Genomic DNA, 16,361 nt, shown 5'->3' on the forward strand with positions numbered 1-16,361 from the left:
TTTGTCAGGATAAAGCTTGTTAATAATCATATAATAAGCATAAAAAAGGCCAGCACTCATAACATTGAGTACTAGCAAAATGATGCTGCAGCTTTTGCTGCCCAGTTAGGTAAGCACTAGCCATTGGAAAAATCCGTTGCCAGTGTCCATCTAATAGACGTTGTTAGTATCAAAAAAGTTTCATTCAATTTTAAGAATTTTAAATGGTGCATCCTTTGAGACATCTTTTTCAGAGGAATCCTCTGTTTGTTCTTCAGCATTTGCAGCTTTCTCGCTATTTTCTGTCGCTTCGGTACCTGTTTCAGCTTCTGCTTTTCCTGAAGAATCACCCTTTTCGATGCTTGCCTCTTTACGGGAATCCTCTCCAAGATCAGAAAAAAGCATCGGCCAAATAATTAGGTTTGCGATGATCAGTGAAAAGATCATGGTATTACGGAGGGCTTTCTTCATCATTACGGAATGACAACCTCCTTCGTTTCGAGCACCTTGCCAGACATGCTGTACCCTTTAACGGTAATCTTTTCTCCAGATTTTAGCCCAGGCTTATAAAGCACAAATAAATTGTTGCCTTTATATTCAAACTCATCGCTGCCAGCCTTCACCTTTGTCACATAATCGCTCACCTGTACACTGATTTCATCAAAATGTGAATGCTTCTTCGTCTGAACCTTTACTAGATTCTTTTCAGGTGTTTTCGAGCTAGTGCTGTACTTAGAATTAGAGCTAGGTTTCGAGTTCGATCCGGAACTGGACGTTTTCCCTGATGAGGAAGTAGGCTGCTTAGCATTGGTAACCGTCTTTTCGTTGGAGCTCTTGCTCTCCTTTGAAGCAGTCCCAATTTTAAAAGGCAAAACCGTATGCTCATTCAGAAATTGATTGCTGCCGGATTTTACATTCCCTTTAACATATAAGTAATAAGTAACTTCTTTTTTATAAGGAGACTCAGGTGTAATTGTTACTTTTCTTTCATCCTTTGATAGGCTAAGCTTTGCTTTTACCTGTCGTTTCTTATCATCTTTAATAAGGAAGTTTTGCTTTTTAAAGGTTCCTTTATTAATCGGCTGTGAGAAGGTAATCGTCCAGCTTTTCATCGGATCCTGAATGGCTCGTTCGTTGAGCGTAACCTCTTTAATTGAAGCTTGCCCCTGCAGTATTCCAGGAAAGACAATAAGACTGCAAACCATCATGAAGAGGATAGTAATCTTCTTCATTTATCTATCCTCAACCTGAACTTTAATATCTTGCATCAAGCTTTCAGACAGCAAATCAGAAAACAAGCTTTCTTTTGACAGCAGCTCATGGAACGTATAGCCATTTCCAGCCGTCTTATATTTATAGGATTCTTTAAAAGAAGTAATTGCTTTGCCATCCTCGGCAGCAAACTTAATAATCTTCGAATCTATTGTTTGCTGGGCATTGTTTAAAACAGTCACTCTTACATCGTAAAAGTCAGGAATATTTGAGAACCCAATGTCAAATGTAAATTGGTTCTTCGATGCCTTCGTACCAGTTACTTTGCTCGCATATCCCTTTTGAAGGATATTATCATTTTTCATTATATCGACATGAACACTCGCGACGTCTTCACTTTTTGTATTAATATCAATATTCGTAATGCCGTTAAAGGATGCTTGATCCCCTTTTAAGGAACCTGTTTTTTTATGAATCACAGAAATCTCATTAATATAGCGTTTTGGAGCAAAAGCTTTAATTTGTCTAGGCGCATATGTATCAAGCATATTCATTAATCGGCCTTCATTAACAACCATTAATTCATAGAAATCGATATAGTTGGTTTGGAACGTATAAGACAGATGCTGATTGTATGTACCATTCTGTAGATCAACAGCAGGTCCGTTGAACTGAACCATGTATTCTTTGTTGAATCCGAGTGATTTCTCAGGAAGAATATGTAATGCTTCTCCATCTTTCTTAACGGTTTTTATCGGGAAATCATAATACGTTCCGTTGCTCTTCTCAAATAGTTTAATATACTGTGAGGAAATCCCGCGTATATCACTGTTGAAATAAATGCGTATATCCGTATCAATCGGAACATTCTGTTCGTTAGCTGCAGGACTTGTATGATCAATCCTTGGAGCAGCAGCTGCTGAGACCGATTGATTCAAAGCAGGCATTAATATGGAAAGGAGCAGTATGAAAGCAACGCCTATCCCCTTCAGTTTCTTCATAATACAAACCACCTTCATTGATAATAATTCTTTAGTCTTACTATACAACGAAATTCGACATTTCTCTATCCCTAAATAGGAAAAAGCCGCCAAATTTGGCGGCTTTTCCTGAACGCTGGAGCGAAGGTTAGTACGTTTGTACTATACAAGTTAAAGAAAGCATCCATTAGGGAGAAAACCTTCTTAATGATAGTGTACCAAATAATACCGAAAAGTACATGAAAAATTTTCTAATATAGACAAATTTTTATTGAACAGGCATAATCCTGAATTGACTGAATAGAATGATAAAGTGTGCATTCCTCTAGAAAACAGTAAATATATTACAGAATTAATAAAAATATGATAAAAAATGTAGAAATTTAGCAAGGTTTATATTATCATATGAAATATAAACCAAAGTTGGGAAGTCTGTCTTCGTTTACCTATAAAAATATATATTGGTAACTATTGCATTAAAGTTAATAGTTTGATATACTTTTTTACTAGTTAGGTAAGTGATGGATATAGAGGAAAACACAACCATTGGTTTATTCATTGCTAACAAATAAAAAAAGCACTACATAGTACGAAGGGAGAATACAAGTTTATGAAAAAGAAAGCTATTAAAATCGCAGCTTCAACAGCTGTGGCAGCTTCAGCATTCGTAGCTGCAGCACCAGTTAATAAAGCTGATGCAGCTGTAAATGTTGATCAATTAGTTAAATCTGCAGAGGCTTCTGCAAAAGTTCTACAATGGTCTATCTCAACAGAGGGTACTGCTAATTTTGTTGATCGTCCATACGCTCAATATAATGCAGCTAAGAAAACAAATGCTGCTGCTAAAGCTGCAATTGCAAAATTATCTGCTTCTGAAAAGGTTGTTTATGAAGCACGCCTTTTAGATTCTGACATTCAAATCAAGCGCGCTCAAGCTTACATTGATGCTCTTACTTCTGGTGAGAAAATCCGTGACAAGCAAGCTGCTCTAGACAAAGCTATCAAAGCTGCAGATCTTAAATCAGTTCAATCAAGCTACCACGTATTAACTGCTGAGATCCGTAAACAAGCTGAATTATTATACCGTGTTTATGGTCAATCTACTCGTGATGGCATCTTAAAAACTTTCAAAGCGCCTGCTGAAAGCTTATACAGAAGTGTTGTTAACGAAGTAACAGTACTTGATCACACTGCTTTAGTAGATAAGTATACAAAAGAAAAGAATTTTGATAAAGCTGTAGACCATGTTGCTAAAGCTGAATATGCGTTGAAAGACGTTAAGTTATTCAAAACTGAATTGACTAAGAATTTGAATGATGTTGTGGATGCACTTCCGTTAGATGTTGTTTCTGTATCAAGAGTTGATTCAACAACTGTTCAAGTGAAATTCACAAAAGCGTTAGATGTTGCGCCAGTAGCTCATTTCACTTTTGATAAAGGGCTAATTGTTTCTTCTACAAAATTAAGCGATGATAAGAGAACCGTAACTTTAACAGTATCTGGTGAAAAAGCTAATGAAACATATACGCTTTCTTATAAAGGAGAAGCTAAAAAATCATATACTTCACCAAAAGATAATACAACTGGACCAATTGTTGGACCAAAAGAAACTGCTAGAGTAGATGCTGGAAAATATCGTGAATATACATTTAACATCAAAAACACTGATGGAAGACCATACACTCATGATGTTAAAGTGAAAATTCTTGATGCTAATGATACTGCTGCAGCAGCGGGAGTTCTTAAGTCAGTTAATGGAAATACTAACCTAGCTCCAGACACTGATGGATCTGTTACTGTTAAACCATCTGCTGAAGGAAAAGTAACAGTAATTATTACTAGCGTAGATGCAACAACTGGAGGAACTTTCTATCCAGAAATCACGAAAACTACAACAGGTGATGTTGAAACTGGTGGAAAAACAATTTTCCTAGTAGATGATGTGGCAGATACAACTACAACGGGAGCTAATAATGTTGTTGATTATGTAGATGCAACAAATGATTTCTTTGCAATTGACACAAACAAATTCACTTTCAAGAAAACTGATATTTTACAAGTAAAAGGAATCACTGTTTCTTATGATGAATTTAAAAAGGCACTAACTGCATATTCAAAAGTAGCGGTTAGCTATAATCCTAAAACAACAAACATCTTTAATATTACTGAACCATTAACTGTATCAGTAATTAAAGTAACAAACCCATCAAATGGTGAGTCTGCACGTGTTAAATCAGCTGAATACTTTGATTTACGTGGTGCTGGTCAAGCAGGTAAAGAAGTAAGGGTTTTTGCTGCTGATGGTACAACTCTTGTAGATAAAGCAACTGTTGGTTCAAATGGAGTATGGGAAGTACGCGTATATCCAAAAAATAAGGATTTGACTAAGTACGTAGTTGAGCAATATGAAGGTTCTAGTGATACTTCTGCTCCAACTGCAGGTGCTAAGAAAACTGTAAAAATTTATGCAGGTTCTTTTGATGTAATTGATGTCAAAAATGAAACTAACACTGGAGCACTTGCTGTAAATGAGGAACTTACATTTACATTCTCTTCATATGGAACTGGAAATGACGAGTATAAAGATTCTGCAGTTGTAGCGAATAATACAGCACTTACTTTCACAGATGATAATTTCAAAACTATTACATTTACTGTTGGTAGTGGTGGAACTCAAATTGTTAAAAACAATGCAAATCAAGTAAAAGTAAAACTAGGAAATCCAACAAAAGTTGACTCTGGTTTTGATTCAGCTAAAACACCTAAGTTAACTCAAATGACTAATGTAAAATCAAAAGATGGTATATCTTTGAGCTTAAGTTCTTCACTTGACATTAAATAATATTAGAGAAATATATGTCATTCTCTTAATGACACGTTGAAAAGCTCTGTAGAGAGAAATCTCTTTACAGAGCTTTTCTTTATTATAGAACCGATGTTAATTATTATCTGAACATCCTTTTTTTGAAAAGTTTATCTCTTATGTAAGGATTGGTTAGAAAGATAAAACATGAAAAGAGAGCAAAAGAGAGAAAGTGTCTGTGGGTTGCGATCTTAAAGTATATAATATAAATTCGGATTTACCTTTAGGAATCAGTGCTGGTATGCTTTGGTTCCTTTTCCTTCTCATCATCTCGAAGTGTCTCAGATTGGTGGAAGGCTGTTAAGAAAAAGAACTTGACAGCCTTCCACCAATCTGAAGTAGTGTTATCAAGACGATAAGGAGAAAATCTGGCATATATGCCCTTTAATTAACTCGCTCTGGCATAATGAGCTGGTGTGCTGTAATTTTAAGCGCCTTGAATTTGTCTGTGATTATAATTGCAAATATAATCATAAATTACCTTTCCTTATAGGACTTTTGTTAAATATGTGGAATTGATTATTAAGCATGTTTTAGAAATGTTAATTTAAAAATGTACAATAATGCTTGAATAAATATGTACAAAGTTGATGTTGAGTTACATTACATACTAATCTTGGGGTGATTAGTATGTACATATCGATGAATCTTGATATCAATTTTAAGATTAAAAGTCTGTTAGATTTACCAAAATTCAAACAATTAATGGAGTACATGAATATGAAAATTAACAAAAGTAAATTAGCTGAAGAATTAGGTGTGTATCGGAGGACAATAGATAAATACTTAAATGGCTTTGTGCCAAAAAAGAAACGAGATAAGCCTTCTAAGATTGATGAATACTATGAGATAATAGCTGCTCTCCTTTGGTAGGATTCCAAACAAGTATTTTACTTTCGTCGAGTGCTTTGGCAATATTTAAAGGACAATCATGGATTGGAGTGTGGCGTCTCAACTTATCGAGCTATATAGCACGAACACCTAAATTTAATGTTTACTTTGTGGAGAACAAGCGTATTCCTTCTCCTAAGGGGACAGTTCGTTATGAAACTCCACCTGGAAAGCAAGCTCAATTAAATTGGAAAGAAAACATTCTATTTGAGACAAAAGATGGTGAACAGGTAGAGATCAATGTAGCTGCACTAATTCTTTTTAATTCAAGGGTCCGTGCTTTTCATTTGAGTCTTTCAAAATCACAAAGTACCTTGTTTTCATTTTTAACAGAAGCTTTTGAAGCCTTTGGTGGTGTGCCGGCTGAAATCCTTTCGGATAATATGAAAACGGTAATGGATAAGGCTAGAACGGAACACTCCCCTGGTAAAGTGAATACAAAATTTGAGCAGTTTGCGAAAGACTTTGGGTTTAAAGTGCGAGATTGTATCGTCGGTAGACCGAGGGTATAAGGAAAATAGAGGCAACAATGAAGCTGTAAGATGAAATACATGCCTATCAAGGACAATTCATATTAGAGGAATTACATCAGTTTATACAGGATTAAGCCAACCGAATTAATCATCAGGTCCATCAAGGAACAGGGGATATTCCAATCTTAGAGTTTAAAAAAGAAAGGAACCACTTACTCCAGCTACCAACTGAGAAAGTAAGAGATTCCTATTGCATCAAGCATACACTTGTAAAAGTCAATGCATCCAACATAATCTCCTACAAATCAAACTAGTAAACTCTGTACCACCAGAATTCAAGGAAAGAAGGCAGGCTTACAGGTGTACGATGAACACTTGTGGATTTATTATAACATGAAACTCGTTGCACAACATCCAATAAGTAACGCTAAGCTAAATTATCAAGAGGCGCAATATAAAGCAAGCTTGGCTGCTTCAGCCCCTCATTATCCTGAAATCGATGATTTAGCCAAAAAAAATCTAGCGACAATTGGAGAGGTGTTTAAGTAATGAATCCTTCTACTAATTATCAGCAGTTATTAAGAAATTTAAAGTATCTAAAGTTAAAACAAATGAGCTTGTATTTAAATGAAGTTGTTGATTTTGGTGTAAAGAATCAGATGTCGTTTATCGATACGTTAATTAAATTTACAAATTATGAAATTGATGTGCGTGAACAAATTATGACGCAATCCATGGTAAAGGTCGCAGGATTTCCACATTTAAAAGAAATAAAGGATTTCGATTTTACCTTTCAAACGTCTATAAACCAGCGGCAAATTCTTGATTTCCTAACCTTGCGTTTTATTGAGCAAAATGAAAATATCGTATTCTTAGGACCAGGTGGTGTTGGTAAAACCCACTTGGTCCCTGAAATAGGGACTGCGGCAGCAAAGAAACGAACAAGCACCTACTTTATTAAGTGTCACGAATTGATACAAAATTTAAAGTGTGCTCGACTAGAAAACCGCCTAGAAGACCGTTTAAAGCATTACACTAAATATAAAGTATTAATCATTGATGATATCGGCTATCTGCCTATTGATCAAGAAGAAGCAAAACTGTTCTTCCAATTAATTGATATGCGATATGAGAGGCGTAATACCATATTAACAACAAATGTGAACTTTAGGGCATGGGATGAAGTTTTTCAGGAGCCTAAGCTAGCAAATGCAAGATTAGACCGTATTTTGCATCATGCGATAGTTGTAACGATGGTGGTAGATTCCTACCGATTAAAGAATCATTTCGCAAAAGAAAATGAGTGATTTTGTACATCCTTATCCAAGTGAAAATGTACATACTTGTGTTGACATTTATACTTAAGTAAAGCTTTTATTTTACGGTGTCCATAACGAAAATGATTCTCCTCACAAAGAGACATGATTAGTTCCTCTATAGGATTCATTGAGGCTTTGCCATATTTTTTCTTCCAGCGATAATAAGTCGATTTTGATATTTCCAAAATGGCTAATATACTGATGATAGGGTACATGGAACATAGATCATCTACAACTTTTAAGACTATCTCCGGCTCCATCTTCTTTCGATCTCTTGGTACTTTTTTAGAATTTCCAACTGTGTCTCTAATTGTTTGTTCCTTCTTCTTAATTCCTCCACTTCACTTAATCCGTCTGGTCCCTTGCCGTATGTATACTGTTTGCCAACAGGATGAGTTTGTGAAATATTATTAATGCCTAGCTGATCCATAATAGTGTGGTTGTTTACTCCTTTTTGCTTTAACTCGATTACTTTCCACTTAATTTCCTCTGGATAATGAACTCTAGTCCCCATAAGAAAAACACCTCCAAAATCGTATTAGTAATAAATACGACTCAGGGGGGTGTTTTTTCCTTGTCTCAATTTACTGGGTCACTCTATTATTTCTACAGACTTTTTTATTCATTCATTTGAGCACGAAAACCTGGCCTAGTGTCCGTTTAAAACTAAACGAATTTATATTGTTCTATGCCAAGTGTTCACAAAAGCCTAACCTCTACATTAATTAATTTTTTTCACTGTACCAGTCTTTAATGCATTTTCTGCTGCATCCCTAATAGATTCTGAATCTTTTGATTGAATGGTAATTTCTCCAGTAGTGAATAGACCCTCTGATACAGAATTGATAGTCATTACCCTCGAATTAGCAACCTTTTCTAATTGGTATTCATTTTGATCCAGAAGACGGTCTCCAACTTTGATTTCGAAACATGTGTACCCGTTATCGTATAGTGTAATATTTTCAGAAAATGTTAGTTTAATATTTTTATTGGCATCCAGAACGGCTGCAGTTAAAAGGGGTTGAGTATTATCTGTTAGCAGAATATTTGCTGAATAGGAATTCATCACATTATCAGAAAGATCCTTTACACCTGTTACGGAAAGTTTATAATTCTTAGTAGATGTAATCTTGCCTTCAGGCAGCGTAATTGTAACGAGCCTTTTGTCGTTGCTCATTGTAAAAGTTGTATCCGCAGGTAAATAGTTTCCATCATAAGTATAGTTTCTATAATATGTTGCGGAATCTTCTTTTACTGCTTCACTGAAATAGGCTAGGAATTGTCCGTTTACGGATGATTTATCTAATTGAACTGTTGGCTTGATTGAATCCAACTTTTTGGTAATAGTAGTAATGAATGCACGATTGTCATTTTGTGAAATCGTATTATCTTTTACCGCTCCATCTTCAACGGTTATACGATAGTCTCCGTCAGGTAAACCTTTAGCATCAAGTATCATCTTTTTATCCACATTTGATTTAGCAATTGTTTTAACAACATTACTTTTAGAATCATAAATTGTAATATTTTTGATTACTGGTGATCCGGTTTTTAAGGTTTTATTAAAAGTAATTAGGATTTCATCTGTTTTAGCATCGTAAGTTGAACTTACAAACTGCGGCGGATTCAAATCCTTCGCAAGACTGACAGAGCGATCAATTGTGGACCCTGTATTATTGTCAAGATCCTTAAATGCTTTTACCTGCACAGTTAACCAAACGGAGTTTTCGTTTGTTCCATAAACACTTGCAGGAAGCTCAATGTCAAACTTTGTTTTTTGTCCATTAGAGACATCCTTTACAGTCGTTGGTCTAATGGTTGTGTTGCCCTTTGTAATGACAAGGTTAGATGCGGTGAACGCTTCTAATGTTTCTGTAAATTCTACTGTAAGTGTTTTCTCGTCCTTCACCTGTAAAGTTCTGACTCCTGGCGCAACCGAATCGGCTGTTGGATTATACATAAAGTTGCTGCGATACGTATCCATTGTATTAGGCGTATAGACAACTACATCCTTTGCACCTGAAACAACGATAGAATAGGATCTTCCTTTTCGAAGGCCAATACGATCAAGCTCTGCTTTAGGTACAGTGACTGTATCTGTGTCACTATAAACAGAGTTTGCTGTAACAGATTTTCCATCAACAGTGATGCTTAGGGATGACCCCGAATTAATGATTTCCGAGAACTTAATTTCCACATTGCCATTTGTTTGAGTGGTTATTGTTGAAACGGTTGGCTTTTGCTTATCTGAAAAAGTGAAAGATGAAGTGTAATCAGCTGTGCTTAATGTCTCATAGTTCGCTGACTGAATATTCTTCTTTACAGTTACAGTATAGGATGTACTTGTATAAAGCGGATCATATAGTTCAATGACTGCCGTCTTTTTGTCATTTGTAAGTATTACATTTTTAATCGTTCTGCCTGAAACAGAGTAATTCGATGTATTTTCAGCCCCATTTGTTCCGGAGCCAGATAGCATGGCTTTGTTAAATTCGACTCTAATACGTTTAGGTTCTGCTGCACTAACGTTTTCTACTTTAGGAACGTAAGATGTTTCTAAAGCGTTTAAGCGATCCGTTAAGTATTTCTTAATAACTGTATTGTTGATATATTTTAAATAGCTTTTTGCCTCTTGAATATGTTTGTTGGCTTTAACGGAGTTCTTATCTGCTAATGCTTTTTGTGCAAAATCGAGTTCCATTTTTACGGTTACAGGATATTTGGAAGCGTCCCGAACCTTTTCAGCTGATTGCTTATAATGCGAGCGTATGAGATCACGTGTCGTTTGCCCATATACACGATCAAGCAGAATTGCCTGTTTGCGGATCTCATTGGAAAGCTCATGGTATGCCTTCTCTGTCTGATCATTAATGATATCAAGATCCTGCTGATAAGCTAAAGTTTGTTGTTTTTCCTTAATTTTCTCGCCCGCAGTGATCGCATCGATATAGTACATCGTGCGAGTGATATGCAATTTTACATTTTGATCTAGGTCTGCTAAATATCTGTTCTTCTGGGCAGCTGGTAAAGTATTTACCGCTTTTAAAGCTTTGTCATACGCAGACTTGGCAGCATTATAAGCAGCCCATGGACGAGTCTTGCCATCGGCAGTTCCCTCAATGGATATGGCCCATTTTAATACAGTCCCCGCATCTTTTGCAGTCTTTACTAGCTTTTCTGCTTCGCTGACAGAAGCAGCTTCAATGGATGGTGCTGTAACGAAGGCAGAAGCAGCGATCGCGGAAGCACTTAAAATTTTCAACGTTCTTTTTTTACTCATACAATTATCCCCTAACATGAAATTTGTAGTAATACATCCAACATATTCCTATTGTAAGAGATTATATGAATGCTGTCATCTTCTGAGTATAGTAGTTTTGCAGGAAATTCATTTTTTTAACCTCGTAAGCTATAAAGCCAGAATCTTTACATTACTTATACTCTTTTAGGGGAGGAAAATCATACCTATTCGCGCAATTTTTGTTATAATGGAAAAGAAGGGAGAAGATTGGATGAAGAGAAAGATATTAACGTTAGTCACTATTTTCCCGCTTTTCTTATCGCTTGGACAGCCGAGTGTTTTTGCGGAGGAGATTGATGCTGGAACGCCAGTAGAGCAAGAAGATATTGAAAATATTGAGGATCAAGAGACACCGGAAACAGAGATCAATGAAGATGAGGTAGAAGTAGTTGAAGAGATCAATAAGAACATTAGCTTAGTTGGTCCGCAGGTGTTTCAGACATCTGCTTTAACTGCAGCTGCAGGTTCGGATGAACTTGGAAATTCGTATATGTATTTTGTTATGCATGGAACGCCATCAGCCTTGGCTGTTGTCGATTTGAATACGAATGAATTGAAGCATACATATACACTGTCTAAGTCGACAAGTGCTTGGGGATTAGACGTGGATGAGGATGGAACCGTTTGGGTTGGTGGAACGACTGATGGAAATGTATATAGCTATAACCCAAATACGGATGAATTTCATGATCATGGAAATATGCTTACATTGCCTAAGGATACAGCGATTCAAGATATTGATGTTGTAGACGGAATTGTATTTGGTTCAACAGCATATGGCGGTTCTGTATTTAAATACGATTCTTCCACTGGAGAACTAGAGAATTTTGGCCAGGCTTTATATAAGAAGGAATTTGCTAAGTCCATTGCCTATGATCAAGAGGCAGACGTTTTATACGTAGGTGTTGGTTCAAAAGCAGACTTAGTAAAAATCGAATTAAAAACAAAGAAGAAAACAGCGTTTCTTCCGAATGAATATAAAGATGATAAATATGTGAGAGATATCAAATTCATTGGAGATAAGATTTTTGCACGAATGGATCCGTCCAATCGGTTAGTAGCTTTTGATAAAGAAACCTTAGAAGTGACAGATGAAATCGAATTAAACTCGAGAACCGTATCATTGATTTCTCCAACAGAAGAGGCTATTTATTATTCGAAAGAAAATAGTCTATACAAGTATGACCTAAATACGAAAGAGCATATAAACCTGAATGTTTCTTTACTCAAAGGAACAGAATTGCTAAATCTAGATTTTGCTGAATTAAATGATCCGAACTATCCTGGAACTACGTTAGTAGGTCTTATTGATAATGCGGGGAACGTTTTTAAGTATAATTTAGAAACAGGTTATAACGAGATTACAAAGATGGAACTGCCAGCGCAGCCAGTTACTTTATACACAATGATTCAAGATGAAAAACGGGAAAATATCTTTATCAATGGATATATGTCAGGCGGCTTAGCCATCTATAATCCTAAGACGAATCAATCTACACTTCATAAAGATATTAGCCAAATTGAATCGATGACAATTATGGGAGATAAGCTATATATTGGAGCTTACCCAAGAGCTAGAGTGCTTGAGCTTGATTTAACGAAGCCATGGGGTCCGATGAATCCAAGAGAGATTATGCGACTTGGGGAGTTTGGACAAGAAAGATCTACTGCCATTACTGCTGTACCAAAACTGGGTAAAGTATTCGTAGGAACTTATCCAGAAACAAGCATCGGCGGGGGAGCATTGGCGATCTATGATTTGAAAGAGAACAAGCAAGAAGTCTATGAAAATTACATCTATAATCAGAGCCTTGTGTCATTCCTACATCATGATGGATATATTTATGGCGGAACTTCGATTCATGCGAACTACCAAGTAAATGAACGTGGTGCAAGATTCTTCCGTTTCAAACCTGATTGGCCGGAAGAAAAGGAATACATTCACCTGCCGATAGAAGCCAGCATGATTACTAGCATCATCGCAGATAAGAACGGCACAATCTGGGCAATGGCTGATGGGACACTGGTTTCCTACAATCCAGAAACAAAGGAAATTAAAACAAAGCAGATCTTAGAATTAATTTCTGGCCGCTTCCGTAACGCGAAGATTATTGAAGGCATCGACGGAAATATCTATGGAACAGTAGAAGGAAGATTATTTAAAGCGGATCCGAAGACTTTAGATATTGAAATCCTCGTAAAAGAAGGGGCAAACGAAATTGCTCAGGATGCTGAAGGAAATCTGTATTACAGAAATCAAGCAGATTTGTGGAAGTATACATTCCCAACTGAAGAAGTAGAAAAGAAATAGACCTTAAAAATCAACCTAGCATATAGGTTGATTTTTTTTGTTATAAATAATAGAAGAAACTAGTAATCTACTTGAATACTTTTCCTTTGTATCCAATTTTACTAGTTTGAAGGAAAATTTTTGTCATTTAACTAATTTTAGAGATGATTTATGATTATAAACGTGGGGGCGACAAGGACATACAAATGCCTACATACTTATGAATTATCAATCTTATAAACATTCTTCTAGGGGGATTTTACATTGAATAAAAAGAAAGCAATTAAAGTACTAGGTGCATCAGCAATCGCTGCATCCGCATTCGTAGCAACATCTCCATCAAGTGCAGACGCTGCATCAGTAAGCCAAGTACAATCTTTAGTAAAAAAAGCTAAAGATGCTGGTACAGTTTTAAAATGGGCAATCTCAACTGAAGGCTCTGCTGATGGAACAACTCGTCCATGGGCACAATACAATGCTGCTAAAGCTGCTCGTGATAAAGCAGTAGCTGCAATTAACACATTACCAGCTTCTCAAAAAGCTGGATACCTTGCCGACATAGAACAAAATGTAAACCTTCACATTAACCGTACAATGTCTTACATTGATGCCATCACTGCTGGTGAAAAAATCAATGTGAAAAAAGCTGCTCTTGAAGCACAAATCTCTAAAGGGCTTATCGACGACAAGACTGAAGCTGCATACCATGCACTTTCTACTGAAATTCGTAAGCAAGCAATCCTATTAGACCGTGTTTACGGACAAACGACACGTGACGAAATCCGTGCAAACTACAAAAAAGCGGCTGAAACTGTACGTGACAGCGTGAAATACGAAGTATCTGCAAAAATCGAATTAGACTTAGCTAAAAAAGCTCTTGCTGCAAATGATGCTGCAACAGCTGAAAAGCACTTAACTGAAGCTGCTAAGTACATGAAAGATGTTAAAAATGCAGCAATGAAGGCAGCTCTTGTAAAAACTTTTGACGAGTTAGAAGCTCAAATGACTCCTGAAGTTAAATCAGTAACTGCAATCAATGGAAAGCAATTAGTAGTAAAATTCAATACAGCATTAGCAAAAGGTACGACTGAGGCACAATTATTAGCTGCTCTTTCATTAGAAACGAAAGCTGATTCAGCTGCTACTTTGTCTGAAGATAGAAAGACTGTTACTTATACTTTAGACAGCACTGAAGTTAAAAATGCAAAACTAACTGTTAAAGCTCTTGATACAGATAAAAAAGCTGCTGATCATACTGTCATTAAAACAGCTGAATACAATGCTGTATTCTCATTTGAAGATGTAGTAGCTCCAGAAGTAGCTGATAAAAAATTCAATTACACTTCTGCAACTTCTGCTGATTTAACATTAAAATTCTCTGAAGAGTTATCTTCTTTTGGAACGATCTCTGTAAATGGTGCTCAAGTTACTCCAGCTCCTGCAGATATCGATTTAGCTAAAGGTGAAGTTGTCCTACGTGGTTTAGAAGTAGGAAAATCATATACAATTGACGTTGTAGGTGCAACAGATGCTGCTGTGAAAACAAACAAGGCAGAGCATATTACTCTATCTTTAACAGTTCCAGCTCAACAAGTTGATTCAACAATTCCAACTGTATCTACTTCAACAAATGGAAATAAATTAGCTTTAACTTTCTCTGAAGAAGTAACAAAAGGTAGTGTATCTATTGGCGGCGTTGCTGTTGCAGCTAATGATATTACAACAACTGACAACAAAACATTTATTGTGGATGTTCAAAAAGCTAATGCTGGTGCATTCTTCGCTAACAATGCTAACTTCTTTACTTCAGAAGTTGTAATTAACGGATTTGCTGATAAAGCATCAACTCCAAATACAATGAAAGAAGTTAAATTCAATTCTACATTTACTGCTGATAACACTGCTGCATCATTAGTTCGTGCAGAAGCAAAAGCAGATGGAAAATTAGTGCTTGAATTTAACGAAGAAGTATCTGCTGCAAGTCTTTCAGCTCTAACAGTTAAGTCAATTGATGGAATTTTCCAAAGCAACACGAACCTAACTGTAGATTCTGCAATCAACCCAACTGTTGATGGAGAAGTTGTAAAGAACAAGCTTGAGCTAACACTAGCTGCTGGTACACAACTTGCAACTGGCAAGAACTATGTACTTGAAGTAGCTGCAGATAAAGTAGCTGACAGCTATGCGAACAAAAACGATAAAGCTATTACTTTAAATGTTGTAAGACCTGAAACAGCTGAACAACAAGCAGGTAAAGTAGTAACAACTACGATCAGTGAGGACAAAAATGTTATTTCTGTAGTATTTGCTAACACACATGCAAATGGAATGACTGATTCCGTTCTTTCTCCAGCTAACTACACTGTTGGCGGAAAAGCTCTTCCAGCAAACACAGATATTAAGTTTGTAGACAACAAGAACAAAGTAATGATTACATTACCAGAAGGATTTGTAACAGTGAACGGAACATTTACTTTTGCTGCTTCAAACTTAACGGATGCTTATGGAAATACTTTAGCTGATGGAGAAAATACAGCTCAAGTTGATTTAACTGAAAACATCGCTCCTACTGTAAACACAGCATTAACAGTAAACAGCAGCAATGAAGCAGTAGTTAGCTTCTCTGAATCAGTTGTTTCAACTGATATCGATGGCGATGCTACATTCTTCGAAGGTATTTCTGTAAAAGTTAACGGCTCTACTGCTGCATTTACACCAGCAGTAAACAACGGCAAGTTAACAGTTAAATTAACGAATGCGATCACACTTACAGATAAAGTAACAGTAGAATTTAAAGATGCTGAATTAACAGATGTTAATGGAAACCAAGTGAAGAATGGTTCTGCATCTAACTAATAATTAATTGTATGATCCATGAACACATTTGTATGTGAGTGGGTATTATAGAAGGAGAGCTACCGTAATATGCGGTAGCTCTTTTTTTTTACTAGTCTCTTGGGGCGGTTCCTTTTTTGATGCGCAGAAAATTGTATTTAAATCAAATATGCAATCTATTGTTTTGGTACTATATACATATATAAATAATCCATTTC

Annotated in this window: 9 protein-coding genes and 1 pseudogene; 5 read left to right on the forward strand and 5 right to left on the reverse strand. The window is 36.2% G+C overall.

Annotation, left to right across the window (positions count from 1 at the left end):
* Positions 1-180: 180 nt before the first annotated feature.
* From FI644_RS11430 to FI644_RS11440, 3 genes are read right to left on the reverse strand one after another with little or no spacing between them, the layout of a single operon-like run.
* Complete coding sequence (locus FI644_RS11430; protein ID WP_056686734.1) at positions 181-453, reverse strand: hypothetical protein; 273 nt, start codon at positions 451-453, stop codon at positions 181-183.
* A complete protein-coding gene (locus FI644_RS11435; RefSeq protein ID WP_056686731.1) occupies positions 453-1,211 on the reverse strand; it encodes an Ig-like domain-containing domain in 759 nt (252 codons plus the stop codon). Before FI644_RS11435 ends, FI644_RS11430 begins: the two co-directional genes overlap by 1 nt.
* Positions 1,212-2,192: an Ig-like domain-containing domain gene (locus FI644_RS11440; protein ID WP_056686728.1), complete on the reverse strand. Its 981-nt coding sequence runs from the start codon at positions 2,190-2,192 to the stop codon at positions 1,212-1,214.
* A 589-nt stretch (positions 2,193-2,781) separates the two neighbouring features.
* On the opposite strand from FI644_RS11440, the gene FI644_RS11445 reads away from it, so the two are divergent.
* From FI644_RS11445 to istB, 3 genes and pseudogenes are all read left to right on the forward strand, one after another.
* Positions 2,782-5,013, forward strand: coding sequence for a hypothetical protein (locus FI644_RS11445; protein WP_142108340.1), 2,232 nt, complete (start codon positions 2,782-2,784; stop codon positions 5,011-5,013).
* Positions 5,014-5,664: 651 nt separating this feature from the next.
* Positions 5,665-6,947: pseudogene (istA, locus tag FI644_RS11450) on the forward strand (IS21 family transposase).
* Positions 6,947-7,705: an IS21-like element helper ATPase IstB gene (gene istB / locus FI644_RS11455; protein ID WP_142108341.1), complete on the forward strand. Its 759-nt coding sequence runs from the start codon at positions 6,947-6,949 to the stop codon at positions 7,703-7,705. The pseudogene istA and the gene istB overlap by 1 nt, the downstream one beginning before the upstream one ends.
* A 256-nt stretch (positions 7,706-7,961) precedes the next feature.
* Here istB and FI644_RS11460 read toward each other — a convergent pair whose 3' ends face one another.
* Complete coding sequence (locus FI644_RS11460; protein ID WP_142108342.1) at positions 7,962-8,231, reverse strand: hypothetical protein; 270 nt, start codon at positions 8,229-8,231, stop codon at positions 7,962-7,964.
* 207 nt (positions 8,232-8,438) lie between these two features.
* A complete protein-coding gene (locus FI644_RS11465) occupies positions 8,439-10,997 on the reverse strand; it encodes an Ig-like domain-containing protein (protein WP_181758190.1) in 2,559 nt (852 codons plus the stop codon).
* 232 nt (positions 10,998-11,229) lie between these two features.
* Between FI644_RS11465 and FI644_RS11470 the strand changes: the two genes are divergently transcribed.
* Both FI644_RS11470 and FI644_RS11475 read left to right on the forward strand, forming a co-directional pair.
* Complete coding sequence (locus FI644_RS11470; RefSeq protein ID WP_142108344.1) at positions 11,230-13,329, forward strand: ligand-binding sensor domain-containing protein; 2,100 nt, start codon at positions 11,230-11,232, stop codon at positions 13,327-13,329.
* A gap of 243 nt (positions 13,330-13,572) precedes the next feature.
* The gene (locus tag FI644_RS11475) at positions 13,573-16,164 is read left to right on the forward strand and encodes a hypothetical protein (protein ID WP_142108345.1); all 2,592 of its coding nucleotides are present in this window, start codon (positions 13,573-13,575) and stop codon (positions 16,162-16,164) included.
* Positions 16,165-16,361: the final 197 nt, after the last annotated feature.

Source organism: Cytobacillus solani (assembly GCF_006704205.1).
GTDB lineage: Bacteria > Bacillota > Bacilli > Bacillales > Cytobacillaceae > Cytobacillus > Cytobacillus solani.

Coding starts and splice junctions, on each gene's coding strand:
- FI644_RS11430 (WP_056686734.1), bottom strand. CDS start 453: ATGATGAAGAAAGCCCTCCGTAATACCATGATCTTTTCACTGATCATC.
- FI644_RS11435 (WP_056686731.1), bottom strand. CDS start 1,211: ATGAAGAAGATTACTATCCTCTTCATGATGGTTTGCAGTCTTATTGTC.
- FI644_RS11440 (WP_056686728.1), bottom strand. CDS start 2,192: ATGAAGAAACTGAAGGGGATAGGCGTTGCTTTCATACTGCTCCTTTCC.
- FI644_RS11445 (WP_142108340.1), top strand. CDS start 2,782: ATGAAAAAGAAAGCTATTAAAATCGCAGCTTCAACAGCTGTGGCAGCT.
- istB (WP_142108341.1), top strand. CDS start 6,947: ATGAATCCTTCTACTAATTATCAGCAGTTATTAAGAAATTTAAAGTAT.
- FI644_RS11460 (WP_142108342.1), bottom strand. CDS start 8,231: ATGGGGACTAGAGTTCATTATCCAGAGGAAATTAAGTGGAAAGTAATC.
- FI644_RS11465 (WP_181758190.1), bottom strand. CDS start 10,997: ATGAGTAAAAAAAGAACGTTGAAAATTTTAAGTGCTTCCGCGATCGCT.
- FI644_RS11470 (WP_142108344.1), top strand. CDS start 11,230: ATGAAGAGAAAGATATTAACGTTAGTCACTATTTTCCCGCTTTTCTTA.